Raw genomic sequence first — 16,404 nt, 5'->3', positions numbered from 1 at the left:
CTCAGGGTTGAGTGGCAAAGGATTTTGAGAGACAGCCTCAAATCCCTTCGCCGGCGTTATCCGGATCAGGTTCGACGGGTATTATCTCAGCGCACATCAGTGATGCAGCACCCCGTTGAGAACGGCGCTATTGTAATGATTTGGTGAATATTACGAAAGCGTTATGGCTCCGGCGGCGCAAACCAGGCGGATTTAAAATCAAACCAGCCCAGGGTATTCATCCGCAGGCCGCGCATGCTGCGCTGCCCCTGGATCAGCAGCCAGTGGTGGATCAGCGGTACGATCGTCTGCCCGGCCAGCAGCTCCTGACACCAGGCGGCCAGATCCATTTCTCCCGCCCGCCACCGCGCGGCGTCCTGCTGCCAGTCCCGGTTGATGCAGTGCTGAATGAGCGGCACTTCATACAGGTGAGAAAAGAGTGAGAAATCAAGCGGCAGCGTGAAGTTTGCGCTGTTGAGCCAGATATCGCTGACGACGTCACCGCGGTGCCATTCATCATAATCCACTTCCTGTATCGCCAGCGTCACGCCCTCGGCCGCCAGCAGCTTACTCATGATCCTTGCGATAAACCGGTGCTCAATGTGATCGCGGTAATAGCTGAGGGTGATGGTCTCAAGCCCGGCAGGTTTTTCACTGCGCACCGGCTGAGCATGGTGCCAGCGCGGGAGCAGGCCATAGGCCGGGAACCACCACGTCTGGTATTGCTCCTCTGCATGATAAATCAGGTTAGCAGGGGCCAGAATATGGCTGATCCACTTGCGAACGTCGTGGTTTGCGCCGCGATGGCTGCGGCTATCAAAGAGCAGGTAATAACACCCCTCTTCCAGGCGACTTTCGAAAGCCTTTTCGCTTGTTGTTGGCCCTTCCAGCGTCAGGCCTGCGCTCAGCTCCTCGTTAAGATCAGGTAATACCCAGACGTTAACTTCGTCGATCAGCGCCCGATAGCCAAAATAGTCATCAAAGGCGCGGATCTTGAGCTGATTATTGTTATTGCGCGAAACGGAGTAGGGGCCCGTACCGATCGGCAGGCTGGCAAAATTGTTGAGCGATCCCCACTCGCCGGGCAGGATCATCGAGGGCACATAGCCCAGCAGCCACGGAAGCCATTTGTCCGGCTGCGACAGCTCAATGTCCAGCGTCCAGGCCGTCGGGGAGTGGATCCGCGCGATATGCGAATAGAGCGGGAGCGTGCGGGCCCGCTCCAGGGAGCCGATGACGTCCCGCATCTCCAGCTCGCGTCCGTGGTGGAAGTGGATCCCGGGGCGTAAAAAGAAGCGCCAGTGCAGCGGGGACAGCTGCTGCCAGTGGTGGGCAATATCCGCTTCCAGTTCCCCATTTTCCTCATTTATTTTCGTCAAGCCGCTGAATATCTGCCGGGCCATGTGGGTTTCAGAGCGGCGCAGCGCCGTGCCGGGCAGCAGATTTTTCATCGGACGGTAGTAGAGCACCCGCAGAATATGGCGCCCCTGGCGAAAGCTGCGCCCAAGATGCGAGACCAGCATCTGGCGCACGGCGGCCTTGTCGCCCACCAGCTGTACCAGCTGATCGATGCGGTCCTGCTCCAGCAGATCCTCCGCCCGCTGTTGCTGCAGCGCCAGCCCGGTATAGAGGAAGGTCAGGCGCGAACGCTTGCCGCGCCCGGCCTCGGCCTCCCAGTTAAGCCAGCCCTGCTGCTGCATGGTATTAAGCAGCGTACGCATGTGGCGGCGAGAGCAGTTGAGGAGTTCTGCCAGCTCGTTCAGCGTGGTCTCCTGCGATTGCCCCTCGCAGCACTGCCACAGGCGGATAAATTGTTGTTGCAGACGACCAGACGACATAAAAGGGGAACTCCTGACAAAAAATCAGCAATTTATTAATCCCTATATTAAGCCAATAATTCTTCCCGATGAAGCGAGGAGGTAAATTATGAAGAGGTCTACCGCACGTCAGTTTTATCAGCACTATTTTTCAGCGACAAAAGGAGTGTCCTGGCTGGCCCGCCAGTGCGCAGAGCAGCGGCTGAGAATACTGGAAGATCTGATGCAGTGGGACGTTACGAAACCGACCTCTTCTCGCTAACTCGCCTCGATCATGTGTGACTGAGTATTGGTGCTAATCACCCGCCAGCAAAATGTTTTTGCTGGCTTTTTTCGTTTACTATTTCACCCAATTTCGATTCGCTTTCATAAGGATTTGCGCATGCTCTGGTTGATGACGATGGGGCGACGCCTGAACGGCGTGTATGCCGCTTTTATGCTGGTGGCCTTCATGATGGGCGTAGCCGGCGCGCTTCAGGCACCGACGCTGAGCCTGTTTCTCAGCCGCGAGGTGGGGGCGCAGCCGTTTTGGGTCGGCCTGTTTTATACCGTCAACGCTATCGCCGGGATCCTGGTCAGCCTGTGGCTGGCGAAACGATCCGACAGCCGGGGCGATCGCCGCAAATTGATCCTCTTTTGCTGCGCCATGGCCGTGGGCAACGCGCTGCTCTTTGCCTTCAACCGCCATTACCTGACGCTAATCACCTGCGGCGTACTGCTAGCCTCGCTGGCCAACACCGCCATGCCGCAGCTGTTCGCGCTGGCCCGGGAATATGCCGATAACTCGGCGCGTGAAGTAGTGATGTTCAGCTCGGTGATGCGTGCCCAGCTCTCACTCGCCTGGGTTATCGGCCCGCCGCTGGCGTTCATGCTGGCGCTGAACTATGGCTTCACCGCTATGTTTTCCATCGCGGCGGGGATTTTTGCCGTTAGCCTGGCGCTGATTGCTTTTGCGCTGCCGTCTGTTGCCCGGGTCGAGCAAACGACGGATAAACCGTTAACCCAGGTGAGCGGCTGGCAGGATAAAAACGTCCGCATGCTGTTTATTGCTTCCACGCTGATGTGGACCTGCAACACCATGTATATCATCGATATGCCGCTGTGGATCAGCAGCGATCTGGGCCTGCCGGACAAGCTCGCCGGGATCTTAATGGGGACCGCCGCCGGGCTGGAAATCCCGGCGATGATTCTGGCGGGGTATTACGTTAAGCGTTTCGGAAAGCGCCGGATGATGATTGTCGCCGTGGCGGCCGGCGTGCTGTTCTACGCGGGGCTACTCCTTTTCCATTCCCGTGAGGCGTTACTGGCGCTTCAGCTGTTTAACGCCGTATTCATCGGGATTGTCGCCGGGATCGGCATGCTCTGGTTCCAGGATTTAATGCCCGGCCGTGCGGGCTCTGCGACCACGCTTTTTACCAACAGCATCTCGACGGGCGTCATTCTTGCGGGTGTGATTCAGGGCGCGCTGGCGCAAAGCTATGGCCACGCCTCGGTTTACTGGATGATTGCGGCGATATCCGTCGTCACGCTGGCCTTAACGTGCAGGGTTAAAGACGTCTGATTCTGGAAGGCTGCTTCACGAAATGAAATGACTTTCTGACAGGTGCGGCTAAGGAGCATAGAGTGCGTGGCGGGTGCTTGAGGCTGTTTGCCTCAGGCTTTCGCAAGAGGCAAACAGTGGAGAGTCCCACATCAAAAAAACTGATGGGGAGACAAACTTCACAACCATCATTGCGAGGTTAGTCTCTTCATTGCCGAAAAGCAATAAGGAGGCTGGAATGCCAAAACGTACTCTGCTGTTAGGTTTGTTTCTGATCTGTTCAACGCTGTTGATCTTCACCTGGATGGTACGCGACTCGCTGTGTGAGCTGCATTTCAGACAGGAGAAAACGGAGCTGGCGGCAGTGTTGGCTTACGAAGCAAAACGTTAGCGGTATTGGCGGGGTTTTCCCCGCCTCTCCAGCGTGGTTACGCCTCAACGCACCCTTATCAATGGCCCGCATGCTGCGGGCCATTGCCTTTAGCCCATAAACGCAGGCTGTTGCTTCTCGTAGGCGGAGATAGCGTCTTCGTGCTGCAGCGTCAGGCCAATGCTGTCCAGACCGTTCAGCATGCAGTGGCGACGGAAAGCGTCGATGCTGAAGCTGTAGGTCTTTTCACCTGCTTTTACCACTTCCGCTTCCAGATCCACTTCAAACGCCATGCCCGGATTCGCCTGCACCAGCGCAAACAGCTCATCCACCTGTTCGTCGCTCAGCGTCACCGGCAGCAGCTGGTTGTTGAAGCTGTTGCCGTAGAAGATATCCGCAAAGCTCGGGGCGATTACCACCTTAAAGCCGTAGTCGGTCAGTGCCCATGGCGCATGCTCACGGGATGAACCGCAGCCAAAGTTTTCCCGCGCCAGCAGAATGGATGCGCCTTCGTATTCCGGGAAGTTCAGGACGAACTCGGGGTTGGGCACTTCGCCCTTATCGTCGAGGAAACGCCAGTCGTTGAACAGGTGCGCACCAAAGCCCGTGCGGGTCACTTTCTGCAAAAACTGTTTAGGAATGATGGCGTCAGTATCGACGTTTGCGGCGTCCAGCGGGACAACCCGGCCCGTATGTTGGGTAAATTTCTCTGCCATGATTGTCTCCTTATTTCAGGCTGCGAATATCGGCGAAATGGCCGGTGACAGCCGCAGCGGCGGCCATAGCCGGGCTGACCAGATGGGTGCGTCCACCGCGGCCCTGGCGGCCTTCAAAGTTACGGTTGCTGGTAGAAGCGCAGCGCTCGCCCGGATTCAGGCGGTCGTTGTTCATCGCCAGACACATGGAGCAGCCCGGCAAGCGCCACTCGAAGCCCGCTTCAATAAAGATCTTATCCAGGCCTTCTGCTTCCGCCTGAGCTTTCACCGGGCCGGAACCCGGCACTACCAGCGCCTGCACGCCCGGGGCCACTTTGCGACCTTTGGCAATCTCTGCCGCCGCGCGTAAATCTTCGATACGGGAGTTGGTGCAGGAACCGATGAACACTTTATCAATGTTTACGTCGGTCAGCGGCACGCCTGGCTTCAGCCCCATATAGGCCAGCGCTTTTTCCGCACTGGCGCGTTCGACCGGATCGGCGAAGGACGCCGGATCGGGAATGCTGTCGTTGACGGAGATCACCTGGCCCGGGTTAGTGCCCCAGGTTACTTGCGGCGCGATGTCTTCCGCCTGCAGCGTCACCACGGTATCGAAGGTGGCGCCGTCGTCCGTTTTCAGGGTTTTCCAGTACTCAACGGCATCCACAAAATCTCGATCTTTAGGGGCATGCAAACGACCCTTCACGTAGCTGAAGGTGGTTTCATCTGGCGCAACCAGGCCCGCTTTGGCGCCCATTTCAATGGCCATGTTGCACAGGGTCATACGACCCTCCATGCTCAGCGCCCGGATAGCGTCACCGCAAAATTCCACAACGTGCCCGGTGCCGCCTGCGCTGCCGGTTTTGCCGATAATCGCCAGCACGATATCTTTCGCGGTAATGCCCGGCGCGGCCTTGCCCTTCACTTCAATCTTCATGGTCCTGGCACGGCCCTGTTTCAGGGTCTGCGTCGCCAGAACGTGTTCAACTTCAGAGGTACCAATCCCGAACGCCAGGGCACCAAACGCGCCGTGCGTCGCGGTATGAGAGTCGCCGCAGACGATGGTCATGCCCGGCAGGGTAATGCCCTGCTCAGGGCCCATAACGTGGACGATGCCCTGATACGGGTGGTTTAAATCGTACAGCTCAACGCCAAACTCGTTGCAGTTCTTGATCAGTTCCTGCATCTGGATGCGCGCCATTTCGCCGGACGCGTTGATGTCTTTAGTCTGAGTGGAGACGTTGTGGTCCATCGTGGCGAAGGTTTTACCCGGCTGGCGAACCGGGCGCTTGTGCGCGCGCAGCCCGTCGAAGGCCTGAGGTGAGGTCACTTCGTGCACCAGATGACGGTCAATGTACAGCAGCGGGGTTTCGTTTGGCGCCTCGTAGACAACGTGCGCATCAAACAACTTTTCATATAACGTCTTAGCCATGGTTACACCCCTTCAGCGACATAGCGGGCAATGATGTCGCCCATTTCATCAGTACTGACTGCCGCCGCACCGCGTGCTAAATCACCGGTACGGACACCTTCTTCTAACGCACGGTTAATGGCGTTTTCTATTGCGGCTGCTGCATCGCCTGCATCCAGGCTGTAGCGCAGCAGCAGGGCCAGAGACAAAATTTGCGCAATCGGGTTGGCAATATTTTTACCTGCGATATCCGGCGCGGAGCCGCCCGCCGGTTCGTACAGGCCAAAGCCTTCGTCATTCAGGCTGGCCGACGGCAGCATGCCCATAGAGCCGGTGATCATCGCGCACTCGTCAGACAAAATATCGCCGAACAGGTTGGAGCAGAGCAGCACGTCAAACTGAGACGGATCCTTAATCAGCTGCATCGTCGCGTTGTCGATGTACATGTGCGATACCTCGACGTCCGGGTACTGCTTCGCGACTTCGCTGACGATCTCGCGCCACAAAATAGACGACTGGAGCACGTTCGCTTTATCGATGGACGTCACTTTACGGCGGCGTTTGCGCGCAGATTCAAAAGCGATGTGGGCGATACGTTCAATTTCGAAACGGTGATAGACCTCGGTATCAAACGCTTTTTCATGCTGGCCGCTGCCTTCGCGACCTTTAGGCTGGCCGAAATAGATGCCGCCCGTCAGCTCACGCACGCAAAGAATGTCGAAGCCGTTGGCCGCGATGTCCGCACGCAGCGGGCAAAACTCTTCCAGCCCCTGATACAGCTTCGCCGGGCGCAGGTTGCTGAACAGTTTAAAATGTTTACGCAGGGGCAGCAGCGCGCCGCGCTCCGGCTGTTCTGCCGGCGGAAGGTGTTCCCACTTGGGCCCGCCCACGGAGCCAAACAGCACGGCATCGGCATTCTCGCAGCCCTCCACGGTCGCTTTTGGCAGCGGCGTACCGTGGTTATCAATCGCAATACCGCCCACGTCGTAGTGGCTGGTGGTGATTTTCATCGCAAAACGCGAACGAACGGCTTCCAGAACTTTCAGCGCCTGTGCCATCACTTCCGGGCCAATACCGTCACCCGGCAACACAGCAATATGGTAATTCTTCGACATCACACGGTTTCCTTGTTGTTCTCTTTATTCTGAGCTTTTCGTTGCAACTCTTTTTCCACTTCAGCGGCGCGCCAGATGTTGTTCAGGACATGCACCATCGCTTTCGCGGAGGATTCGACGATATCCGTTGCCAGACCCACGCCGTGGAAGCGGCGGCCGCTGTAGTTGACGACGATATCAACCTGGCCCAGGGCGTCTTTACCGTGCCCTTTAGCCGTCAGGTCGTATTTCACCAGCTCAACGTCGTACTCGGTAACACGGTTAATCGCCTGATAGATGGCGTCCACAGGGCCGTTACCGTTGGCCGCTTCCGCTTTAACTTCATCGCCGCAGGCAAGCTTGACTGAGGCGGTTGCGATATCGCTGGAGCCTGACTGCACGGTGAAGTAATCCAGGCGGAAGTGCTCTGGCTCTTCCTGCTGTTTGTTGATGAACGCCAGCGCCTCCAGGTCGTAATCGAAGACCTGGCCTTTCTTGTCGGCCAGCTTCAGGAACGCGTCGTACAGCTGATCCATGTTGTAGTCGCTTTCCTGATAGCCCATCTCTTCCATTCGGTGTTTCACCGCCGCACGGCCAGAGCGTGAGGTCAGATTCAGCTGGACCTGGTTCAGGCCGATGGATTCCGGGGTCATGATTTCGTAGTTTTCACGGTTCTTCAGCACGCCGTCCTGGTGAATGCCGGACGAGTGCGCGAATGCGCCGGTGCCGACAATCGCCTTGTTAGCCGGAATCGGCATATTACAAATCTGGCTGACGGTCTGGCTGGTGCGCCAGATTTCGTGGTGATTAATGCGGGTGTGCACGTTCATGATGTCCTTGCGCACTTTAATCGCCATGATCACTTCTTCCAGCGAGCAGTTGCCCGCGCGCTCGCCGATACCGTTCATCGCACCTTCAACCTGGCGCGCACCGGCGTGAACGGCGGCGATGGCATTGCCTACCGCCAGGCCCAAATCATCATGGGTATGAACGGAGATGATGGCTTTATCGATATTCGGTACGCGGTCATACAGGCCGGTAATGATCCTGGAGAACTCAAACGGCATGGTGTAGCCGACGGTGTCCGGGATGTTGATAGTTGTGGCACCTGCGTTAATGGCGGCTTCCACCACGCGCGCCAGATCTTCAATCGGCGTACGGCCAGCATCTTCACAGGAGAATTCGACGTCATCGGTGTAGTTGCGCGCGCGCTTGACCATGTACACCGCACGTTCAATCACGTCATCCAGCGTACTGCGTAACTTGGTCGCAATGTGCATGGGGGAGGTGGCGATAAACGTATGGATACGGAAAGCTTCAGCGACCTTCAGCGATTCCGCGGCCACGTCGATATCTTTCTCTACGCAGCGTGCCAGGCCGCACACGCGGCTGTTCTTGATGGTGCGGGCGATGGTCTGTACTGACTCAAAATCTCCCGGCGAAGAGACGGGAAAACCCACCTCCATCACGTCCACGCCCATACGTTCGAGGGCCAGCGCAATCTGCAATTTTTCTTTAACGCTCAGGCTCGCCTGTAATGCCTGTTCACCGTCACGTAAGGTAGTATCGAAAATAACGACTTGCTGGCTCATGGGTTTGGTCCTTGTCAGTCTTAGGGCGCCTTGCTACGAGCATAAAAAAACCCGCGCAGTGGCGCGGGTTTTTAGTGTTACTGGTGACGATTCAACGCTGAGTTTCGCCCGCCAGTCTACCGCGCACAGTGAATGCGTTTAGTAGTAGTAGACCGGTGAAACGAAGGGTGCGAATCATGAATCGTGCTCCAGGTAAATGCGATATGCTTTTAGTGGTACTGGATACGGCGATCCATGTCAACCCCTGCCAGTAAAATCGGTCCAAACGGCGTGCCTGAGCCTCGGCAACACATTAGCTAATTGTGCTGGTTTTTACACGGAAGGCCGATTTAATTGTCTATTATTGGACTAGAGATTCATCTCTGGAATAATTTGAATATAATTGGTAGCAATTAAACATATTGTTTATGCCGGGATGATGTGAAATGAAATGTGTTTACTTTCATTGATTTATAAGTTTAGTGAATGGGTTTCGCGTATTTAGGTTAACGATAATGATAGAAATTTGTTAACAAAATAAGGGCGCCTTGTATTAATAGTTTAATAATGCTTAAGTCATTATTAACGAGGCAGGTGATTGTTTATTTGTCTGGTTTATGTTTTCATGCCTGCACTAAAGTTTTAGATATCATTTGATCCATTTTTTATCTCTTCATTAATGGGATGCACAATCTCATCTTTTGTCGGGAGACTCTTTATATTTTCCGAATTTTAAACAATTCTCTTTCGCTTGTTGTATCTGCATGGTAAATCATATTTTTCGAAGTTATTACTGTACTTTGGCAAAGGGAATTTAGCGTGACAGTGGAGTCAGAAATGCCAGAAAATAATATTAACCAACCTCAGTCTTATGATGGGGTTAAGCCTCAGTTACGCACGGTGGATCTTAACCTGTTGACTGTTTTTGATGCAGTTATGCAGGAACAGAATATTACGCGAGCAGCACAATCTCTGGGGATGTCTCAACCTGCCGTCAGTAATGCCGTAGCCCGTCTTAAAGTGATGTTTAACGACGAGTTATTTGTGCGTTACGGAAGAGGGATTCAGCCCACCGCGCGTGCCTTCCAGCTATTCGGTTCTATCCGCCAGGCGCTACAGTTGGTCCAAAATGAGCTGCCGGGATCGGGCTTTGAACCGCTGAGCAGCGAGCGTGTCTTCCACCTTTGCGTGTGCAGCCCGTTAGACAATTATTTGACGTCTGTTATATATAATAAAGTTGAAGAAATTGCGCCAAATATTCATCTCGTTTTTAAATCATCATTAAATCAAAACACCGAACATCAGCTTCGTTATCAGGAAACGGAGTTCGTTCTGGGGTATGAGGAGTTTCGACGTCCTGAATTTTCCTGCGTTCCTTTGTTCAAAGATGAAATGGTGCTGGTTGCCAGTAAAAAACATCCACGCATGAATTCACCGCTGCGTGAAAGTGATGTTTACAGCGAACAGCATGCCGTTGTTGCCCTCGACAGATATGCCTCATTTAGTCAGCCGTGGTATGACACGGCCGATAAGCAGGCGAGCGTGGCCTATCAGGGAATGGCGATGGTAAGCGTATTAAACGTCGTCTCGCAAACGCAGCTGGTCGCGATTGCCCCGCGCTGGCTTGCGGAAGAGTTCTCTGAATCGCTGAGCCTGCAAATTCTCCCTTTGCCGCTTAAGCTTAATAGCCGTACCTGTTACCTTTCATGGCACGAAGCCGCGGGCCGGGATAAGGGACACCAGTGGATGGAAGAGCTGCTGATTAATATCTGTCGTCGATAACCCTGCGAGAATAAACCGCAAGAGGATGTGCGGTTTATTCTGTTGTTTTTCACGCTTACGCTATTTTGTTCTGATGTCATTTTTTTCAGAAGTTCAAGAAGGCTCAAAAATAGATGATTTCCTGATTCATCCCCTTTTTGAAAAATGAATAATCACCACCTTCCTTCATTTCAGTTGAATTCACCATATTTGTGCCAGGCAGCTGTTTTTTCTGCTTTTAACCTCTTTTTTCGCTTCTCGCTTGCTAATTGCCTGCCTCATAACGAGCGGTTAAGGTATCAATCACTCTGCAAATTATAAGACGGGATTACCCTGTCAGAAGACGGCGCGGAAATTGAATTCTGCAACCGTCTATAACAAAAGCCTGGAGGCGAAGCATGGAGATGTTGTCTGGCGCGGAAATGGTCGTCCGATCGCTTATCGATCAGGGCGTGAAGCAGGTGTTCGGCTACCCCGGAGGTGCGGTTCTTGATATTTATGACGCACTGCACACGGTGGGCGGGATTGATCATGTTCTGGTGCGTCATGAACAGGCTGCCGTGCACATGGCTGACGGCCTGGCGCGCGCCACGGGTGAAGTTGGGGTGGTGCTGGTCACTTCCGGCCCGGGGGCGACGAATGCCATTACCGGCATTGCGACTGCCTATATGGACTCCATTCCGCTGGTCATTCTCTCCGGACAGGTTGCGACGTCGCTGATTGGCTACGATGCATTTCAGGAGTGCGACATGGTGGGGATTTCACGCCCGGTCGTGAAGCACAGCTTCCTGGTGAAGCAGACTGAAGACATTCCTGGGGTACTGAAAAAAGCCTTCTGGCTGGCCGCCAGCGGTCGTCCCGGGCCGGTAGTGGTCGATCTGCCGAAAGACATTCTCAACCCGGCCAATAAGCTGCCGTACCTGTGGCCGGAGTCGGTCAGCATGCGCTCTTACAATCCGACGACGCAAGGGCACAAGGGCCAGATTAAGCGCGCGCTGCAAACGCTGTTGGCAGCGAAAAAACCCGTGGTCTACGTCGGGGGCGGCGCCGTTAATGCCGCCTGTGAAACGCAGCTACGCGACCTGATTGAGAAGCTTAATCTCCCTGTGGCGTCATCGCTGATGGGGCTGGGGGCATTTCCGGCTACCCACCGTCAGGCGCTGGGCATGCTGGGCATGCACGGCACCTACGAAGCCAACATGACGATGCACAATTCTGATGTGATTTTTGCCGTCGGGGTGCGTTTTGACGATCGCACCACCAATAACCTGGCGAAATACTGTCCGAACGCGACGGTGCTGCACATTGATATCGATCCTACGTCTATCTCCAAAACGGTACCGGCGGATGTGCCGATCGTGGGGGATGCCCGGCAGGTACTGGATCAGATGCTTGATCTTCTGGCGCAAGAGACCGCGACCCAACCGCTGGATGAGATACGCGACTGGTGGCAGCAGATTGAGCAGTGGCGTAGCCGTCAGCGCCTGAACTACGACACCCAAAGTGAGAGCATTAAGCCGCAGGCGGTGATCGAAACGATCTGGCGTCTGACCAACGGCGATGCCTATGTGACCTCAGACGTGGGCCAGCACCAGATGTTTGCTGCGCTGTATTACCCGTTTGATAAACCGCGTCGCTGGATCAACTCAGGCGGGTTGGGCACGATGGGCTTTGGCCTGCCCGCTGCGCTGGGAGTGAAGCTGGCTCTGCCGAACGAAACGGTAATTTGCGTTACGGGGGACGGCAGTATTCAGATGAATATTCAGGAGCTTTCTACCGCGCTGCAATATGAGCTGCCGGTGCTGGTGCTGAACCTGAATAACGGCTATCTCGGCATGGTGAAGCAGTGGCAGGATATGATTTATTCCGGCCGCCACTCTCAGTCTTATATGAAGTCGCTTCCGGACTTCGTGCGTCTGGCTGAAGCCTACGGCCACGTTGGCATGCGGGTAACGGAACCGTCAGAGCTGGAAGCAAAGCTCGCCGAAGCGCTTGCGCACGTTAAAAATAATCGCCTCGTTTTCATGGACGTTATCGTTGACGGCACGGAACACGTTTATCCGATGCATATTCGCGGCGGCGGCATGGATGAAATGTGGTTAAGCAAAACGGAGAGAACCTGATATGCGCCGGATATTATCTGTATTACTGGAAAATGAGTCGGGCGCACTGTCGCGCGTTATTGGCCTTTTTGCCCAGCGCGGCTATAACATTGAAAGCCTGACCGTCGCTCCGACCGATGACCCTACGCTCTCCCGGATGACCATCCAGACCGTGGGCGATGCGAAAGTGCTTGAGCAGATCGAAAAGCAGCTGCACAAGCTGGTGGATGTGTTGCGCGTCAGCGAGTTGGGGCAGGGCGCTTACGTTGAACGTGAAGTTATGCTGGTGAAAATTCAGGCCAGCGGTTACGGCCGGGAAGAGGTCAAACGCAACACGGATATCTTCCGCGGGCAGATTATTGACGTCACCCCTTCTATATATACCGTTCAGCTTGCGGGTACGAGCGATAAGCTGGACGCGTTCCTGGCGTCAGTCCGGGATGTGGCAAAGATTGTTGAAGTTGCGCGCTCTGGCGTGGTTGGCCTGTCGCGCGGCGATAAAATCATGCGTTAGTTGCGCAAAAGGTTCGCCTCTTTCAGCCCGGTCGTTAACGCCGGGCTTTTTTTTGCGTAATCCGCCGATAACGCAGACAAAAGCGGTTGCCGTGAAGGCTATTCTGCGTTTAGATGTTAAAAGATTTAACCATAACCTTGACAGGGCCATGGACTCTTTTCTTTTTTTGAGGGGCAATTGTGAAACTGGATGAAATCGCCCGGCTCGCCGGCGTGTCGAGAACCACGGCCAGCTATGTGATTAACGGTAAAGCAAAGCAGTACCGCGTCAGCGATAAGACCGTTGAAAAAGTGATGGCAGTCGTGCGTGAGCATAATTACCATCCCAATGCTGTCGCCGCAGGTTTACGTGCCGGGCGCACCCGCTCTATCGGCCTGGTGATCCCGGATCTGGAGAATACCAGCTATACCCGCATCGCCAACTATCTGGAACGTCAGGCTCGCCAGCGCGGCTATCAGCTGCTGATCGCCTGCTCTGAGGATCAGCCCGACAACGAGATGCGCTGCATTGAGCATCTGCTGCAACGTCAGGTTGATGCCATTATCGTCTCGACCTCCCTACCGCCGGAGCATCCTTTCTACCAGCGCTGGGCGAACGATCCGTTCCCGATAGTGGCGCTGGACCGGGCGCTCGACCGTGAACACTTCACAAGCGTAGTGGGTGCCGATCAGGATGATGCTGAAATGCTCGCCGCCGAGTTACGAACCTTCCCGGCTGAAACGGTGCTCTATCTCGGTGCGTTACCTGAACTTTCCGTAAGCTTCCTGCGCGAGCAGGGCTTCCGTACCGCCTGGAAAGACGATCCGCGTGAGGTTCATTATCTGTATGCCAACAGCTATGAGCGCGAAGCGGCAGCTCAGCTGTTCGAGAAGTGGCTGGAAACGCACCCGATGCCGCAGGCGTTGTTTACCACCTCGTTTGCTCTGTTGCAGGGGGTGATGGACGTTACGTTACGTCGTGACGGCAAGCTGCCATCCGACCTGGCGATTGCAACCTTCGGCGATAACGAACTGCTCGATTTCCTGCAGTGTCCGGTGCTGGCCGTGGCCCAACGTCACCGCGATGTCGCCGAGCGGGTGCTGGAGATCGTTCTGGCAAGCCTTGATGAACCCCGTAAGCCGAAACCAGGGCTTACCCGTATCAAACGTAATCTCTACCGGCGCGGAATTTTAAGCCGCCATTAATATTTCCTCAGGGGCGGTGAAAACTGCCCCTTTTGCTGCGCGGTTATTGCGAAAATAATTCCCGGATAAAAATTAGGATTTATCTCTACGATTCATAGGCTGCTATTTTTTTTGCCTCTATTTCGGCCTTAAAAAGAGCATTTATAAATTTTAACCGGCTTATCTTTGTATTGTTTTGTTACAAACAGGCGCCGGACGATGAATATTCAGCCGTTTTTGATCCCCCCTTCAGGCCGCAATGCTCGCGAACGAATCCATATCGCCTTGCGGTTAATCTGGTGCTGTTATCCCCGGTCAATATGCCTTAAAATGCTGCCCGCGTCGCAAACTGACACTTTATATTTCCCTGCGATGATATTGAGTGAGTCTTAACGCTCGTGTGCATATTCGGTTTTTTTCTTACAAATATTCATAACGTTAATTTTGCCTCGCCAGTTGTGTAGTTATTAACCAGGTCACTCGGCCTCTGTAAATACGGTACTTTCGGGTTCGTATAGAGAGAGTCCTGGCTTGACAAGCTTTTCCCTCGCTCCGTAAACTCCTTCAGGTGGGAATTTGTGGGTTAAAGTGGTGAGGAGGGGTGAGGCTGGTATGTTCCGTGGAGCAACGTTAGTCAATCTCGACAGCAAAGGGCGTTTATCGGTACCAACCCGATACCGCGACCAGCTGATTGAGAACGCTTCGGGTCAACTGGTTTGCACCATTGACATCAACTCCCCCTGCCTGCTGCTTTACCCTTTGCCTGAATGGGAAATCATTGAGCAAAAGCTGTCGCGACTGTCGAGCATGAACCCGCAGGAACGTCGCGTGCAGCGACTGTTATTGGGACATGCCAGTGAGTGTCAGATGGATAGCGCAGGGCGATTACTGATTGCGCCCGTGCTGCGGCAACATGCCGGTCTGACCAAAGAAGTGATGCTGGTCGGGCAGTTCAACAAGTTTGAACTGTGGGACGAAACGACCTGGTATCAACAGGTCAAGGAAGATATCGACGCTGAGCAGTCTGATTCCGCAACATTATCGGAACGGCTGCAGGACTTGTCTCTATAAATATGATGGAAAATTATAAACATACAACGGTGCTGCTGGATGAGGCCGTTAACGGCCTGAATATTCGTCCGGACGGCATCTATATTGATGGCACTTTTGGTCGCGGTGGTCACTCGCGTTTAATCCTCTCTCAGCTTGGAGCGGAAGGACGCCTGCTGGCAATTGACCGCGACCCGCAGGCAATTGCCGTTGCGCAAACCATCGATGACCCTCGCTTTTCCATCGTGCATGGACCTTTTTCTGCGCTCGCGGATTACGTTGCTGAGCGCGGCCTGACCGGCAAGATCGACGGGATTCTGCTCGATCTCGGCGTCTCTTCACCACAGCTTGATGATGCTGAACGCGGCTTCTCCTTTATGCGCGATGGCCCGCTGGATATGCGCATGGATCCGACACGCGGCCAGTCTGCCGCTGAGTGGTTACAAACTGCTGACGAAGCGGATATCGCCTGGGTGATCAAAACCTTCGGTGAAGAGCGCTTCGGCAAACGTATTGCCCGCGCCATCGTTGAGCGCAACCGCATTGAGCCAATGACCCGCACCAAAGAGCTGGCTGAAGTGATCGCGGCGGCAACGCCGGTGAAGGATAAGCACAAACATCCCGCGACCCGCACCTTCCAGGCGGTTCGTATCTGGGTAAACAGTGAACTGGAGGAAATAGAGCTGGCGCTAAAAAGCTCGCTCGACGTGCTGGCCCCGGGTGGGCGGTTATCCATCATCAGCTTCCATTCGCTGGAAGACCGCATTGTGAAACGCTTCATGCGTGAACAGAGCCGCGGTCCTCAGGTTCCGGCGGGGCTGCCGATGACGGAAGAACAGCTCAGGAAGCTGGGTGGCCGTCAGCTGCGAGCATTAGGCAAGTTGATGCCGGGCGAAGAAGAGGTGGCAGAGAATCCACGTGCCCGTAGTTCAGTGCTGCGTATTGCAGAGAGGACGAACGCATGATCGGCAGAGTGACAGAGACCCTAAGCAAAGTTAAGGGATCGTTAGGAAGCAACGAGCGCCATGCCTTGCCTGGCGTGATCGGCGACGATCTTTTGCGGTTTGGGAAGCTGCCACTCTGCCTGTTCATTTGCATCATTGTGACGGCAGTCATGGTGGTTACGACCGCTCACCATACCCGTTTATTAACTGCGCAGCGTGAACAGATGGTACTGGAACGCGATGCGCTGGATATTGAATGGCGAAACCTGATCCTTGAAGAGAACGCGCTCGGCGATCACAGCCGGGTTGAACGGATCGCAACGGAAAAACTGCAGTTACAGCATGTTGATCCTTCGCAGGAAAATATCGTAGTACAAAAATAAGGGAAAACGC

General features: G+C 54.6%; 16 protein-coding genes and 1 riboswitch. Of the genes, 10 read left to right on the top strand and 6 right to left on the bottom strand.

All coding sequences use genetic code 11. The features are described from left to right. Positions 1-24: 24 nt before the first annotated feature. Positions 25-125, bottom strand: a riboswitch (TPP riboswitch). Positions 126-161: 36 nt separating this feature from the next. Continuing rightward, positions 162-1,817 carry an HTH-type transcriptional regulator SgrR gene (sgrR, locus tag HWQ14_RS01130; RefSeq protein WP_176608717.1) on the bottom strand — a complete coding sequence of 552 codons (1,656 nt, stop codon included), beginning with the start codon at positions 1,815-1,817 and terminating at the stop codon, positions 162-164. An 88-nt stretch (positions 1,818-1,905) separates the two neighbouring features. Between sgrR and sgrT the strand changes: the two genes are divergently transcribed. The 3 genes from sgrT to HWQ14_RS01115 all read left to right on the top strand — a co-directional run bounded on the left by sgrT (position 1,906) and on the right by HWQ14_RS01115 (position 3,727). Further along, entirely contained in the window at positions 1,906-2,058 is a 153-nt protein-coding gene (gene sgrT, locus HWQ14_RS01125; protein ID WP_003856388.1) for a glucose uptake inhibitor SgrT, read from the top strand. A 120-nt stretch (positions 2,059-2,178) separates the two neighbouring features. Continuing rightward, positions 2,179-3,357, top strand: coding sequence for a sugar efflux transporter (locus HWQ14_RS01120; RefSeq protein WP_176608716.1), 1,179 nt, complete (start codon positions 2,179-2,181; stop codon positions 3,355-3,357). A gap of 217 nt (positions 3,358-3,574) precedes the next feature. Then, entirely contained in the window at positions 3,575-3,727 is a 153-nt protein-coding gene (locus HWQ14_RS01115; RefSeq protein WP_063867447.1) for a Hok/Gef family protein, read from the top strand. A gap of 89 nt (positions 3,728-3,816) precedes the next feature. Here the strand turns inward: HWQ14_RS01115 and leuD are convergent, their stop codons facing one another. From leuD to leuL, 5 genes are all read right to left on the bottom strand, one after another. Further along, complete coding sequence (gene leuD / locus HWQ14_RS01110) at positions 3,817-4,422, bottom strand: 3-isopropylmalate dehydratase small subunit (protein ID WP_176608715.1); 606 nt, start codon at positions 4,420-4,422, stop codon at positions 3,817-3,819. Positions 4,423-4,432: 10 nt separating this feature from the next. Next, positions 4,433-5,833, bottom strand: coding sequence for a 3-isopropylmalate dehydratase large subunit (gene leuC, locus HWQ14_RS01105; protein WP_176608714.1), 1,401 nt, complete (start codon positions 5,831-5,833; stop codon positions 4,433-4,435). 2 nt (positions 5,834-5,835) lie between these two features. Then, positions 5,836-6,927, bottom strand: coding sequence for a 3-isopropylmalate dehydrogenase (gene leuB, locus HWQ14_RS01100; RefSeq protein WP_176608713.1), 1,092 nt, complete (start codon positions 6,925-6,927; stop codon positions 5,836-5,838). Beyond that, on the bottom strand, positions 6,927-8,498 hold the full coding sequence (gene leuA, locus HWQ14_RS01095) for a 2-isopropylmalate synthase (RefSeq protein ID WP_176608712.1): 1,572 nt from the start codon (positions 8,496-8,498) through the stop codon (positions 6,927-6,929). The genes leuB and leuA overlap by 1 nt, the downstream gene beginning before the upstream one ends. 91 nt (positions 8,499-8,589) lie before the next feature. Then, on the bottom strand, positions 8,590-8,676 hold the full coding sequence (gene leuL, locus HWQ14_RS23475) for a leu operon leader peptide (RefSeq protein WP_176611136.1): 87 nt from the start codon (positions 8,674-8,676) through the stop codon (positions 8,590-8,592). Positions 8,677-9,314: 638 nt separating this feature from the next. Between leuL and leuO the strand changes: the two genes are divergently transcribed. From leuO to ftsL, 7 genes are all read left to right on the top strand, one after another. Then, positions 9,315-10,259: a transcriptional regulator LeuO gene (gene leuO, locus HWQ14_RS01085; protein WP_176608711.1), complete on the top strand. Its 945-nt coding sequence runs from the start codon at positions 9,315-9,317 to the stop codon at positions 10,257-10,259. A 377-nt stretch (positions 10,260-10,636) separates the two neighbouring features. Continuing rightward, positions 10,637-12,361 (top strand): acetolactate synthase 3 large subunit, encoded by a 1,725-nt coding sequence (ilvI, locus tag HWQ14_RS01080; RefSeq protein ID WP_176608710.1) that lies wholly within the window; start codon positions 10,637-10,639, stop codon positions 12,359-12,361. 1 nt (position 12,362) lies between these two features. Continuing rightward, on the top strand, positions 12,363-12,854 hold the full coding sequence (gene ilvN / locus HWQ14_RS01075; RefSeq protein ID WP_003856371.1) for an acetolactate synthase small subunit: 492 nt from the start codon (positions 12,363-12,365) through the stop codon (positions 12,852-12,854). Positions 12,855-13,033: 179 nt separating this feature from the next. Beyond that, positions 13,034-14,038 (top strand): catabolite repressor/activator, encoded by a 1,005-nt coding sequence (gene cra, locus HWQ14_RS01070; protein WP_013095565.1) that lies wholly within the window; start codon positions 13,034-13,036, stop codon positions 14,036-14,038. 591 nt (positions 14,039-14,629) lie between these two features. Then, entirely contained in the window at positions 14,630-15,088 is a 459-nt protein-coding gene (gene mraZ, locus HWQ14_RS01065) for a division/cell wall cluster transcriptional repressor MraZ (protein ID WP_014830641.1), read from the top strand. A 2-nt stretch (positions 15,089-15,090) separates the two neighbouring features. Further along, positions 15,091-16,032 (top strand): 16S rRNA (cytosine(1402)-N(4))-methyltransferase RsmH, encoded by a 942-nt coding sequence (rsmH, locus tag HWQ14_RS01060; RefSeq protein WP_013095568.1) that lies wholly within the window; start codon positions 15,091-15,093, stop codon positions 16,030-16,032. Next, the gene (gene ftsL, locus HWQ14_RS01055; RefSeq protein ID WP_148385983.1) at positions 16,029-16,394 is read left to right on the top strand and encodes a cell division protein FtsL; all 366 of its coding nucleotides are present in this window, start codon (positions 16,029-16,031) and stop codon (positions 16,392-16,394) included. Before rsmH ends, ftsL begins: the two co-directional genes overlap by 4 nt. Positions 16,395-16,404: the final 10 nt, after the last annotated feature.

The organism is Enterobacter cloacae (assembly GCF_013375935.1).
In the GTDB taxonomy this organism is placed as follows: domain Bacteria; phylum Pseudomonadota; class Gammaproteobacteria; order Enterobacterales; family Enterobacteriaceae; genus Enterobacter; species Enterobacter pasteurii.
Note: the sequence above shows the minus strand (reverse complement) of the source record. Positions and strands in the feature narration are given on the sequence as shown.

Excerpts from the sequence above, each read along its gene's own strand:
- sgrR (WP_176608717.1), bottom strand. The coding sequence starts at position 1,817 with ATGTCGTCTGGTCGTCTGCAACAACAATTTATCCGCCTGTGGCAGTGC.
- sgrT (WP_003856388.1), top strand. The coding sequence starts at position 1,906 with ATGAAGAGGTCTACCGCACGTCAGTTTTATCAGCACTATTTTTCAGCG.
- HWQ14_RS01120 (WP_176608716.1), top strand. The coding sequence starts at position 2,179 with ATGCTCTGGTTGATGACGATGGGGCGACGCCTGAACGGCGTGTATGCC.
- HWQ14_RS01115 (WP_063867447.1), top strand. The coding sequence starts at position 3,575 with ATGCCAAAACGTACTCTGCTGTTAGGTTTGTTTCTGATCTGTTCAACG.
- leuD (WP_176608715.1), bottom strand. The coding sequence starts at position 4,422 with ATGGCAGAGAAATTTACCCAACATACGGGCCGGGTTGTCCCGCTGGAC.
- leuC (WP_176608714.1), bottom strand. The coding sequence starts at position 5,833 with ATGGCTAAGACGTTATATGAAAAGTTGTTTGATGCGCACGTTGTCTAC.
- leuB (WP_176608713.1), bottom strand. The coding sequence starts at position 6,927 with ATGTCGAAGAATTACCATATTGCTGTGTTGCCGGGTGACGGTATTGGC.
- leuA (WP_176608712.1), bottom strand. The coding sequence starts at position 8,498 with ATGAGCCAGCAAGTCGTTATTTTCGATACTACCTTACGTGACGGTGAA.
- leuL (WP_176611136.1), bottom strand. The coding sequence starts at position 8,676 with ATGATTCGCACCCTTCGTTTCACCGGTCTACTACTACTAAACGCATTC.
- leuO (WP_176608711.1), top strand. The coding sequence starts at position 9,315 with ATGCCAGAAAATAATATTAACCAACCTCAGTCTTATGATGGGGTTAAG.
- ilvI (WP_176608710.1), top strand. The coding sequence starts at position 10,637 with ATGGAGATGTTGTCTGGCGCGGAAATGGTCGTCCGATCGCTTATCGAT.
- ilvN (WP_003856371.1), top strand. The coding sequence starts at position 12,363 with ATGCGCCGGATATTATCTGTATTACTGGAAAATGAGTCGGGCGCACTG.
- mraZ (WP_014830641.1), top strand. The coding sequence starts at position 14,630 with ATGTTCCGTGGAGCAACGTTAGTCAATCTCGACAGCAAAGGGCGTTTA.
- rsmH (WP_013095568.1), top strand. The coding sequence starts at position 15,091 with ATGATGGAAAATTATAAACATACAACGGTGCTGCTGGATGAGGCCGTT.
- ftsL (WP_148385983.1), top strand. The coding sequence starts at position 16,029 with ATGATCGGCAGAGTGACAGAGACCCTAAGCAAAGTTAAGGGATCGTTA.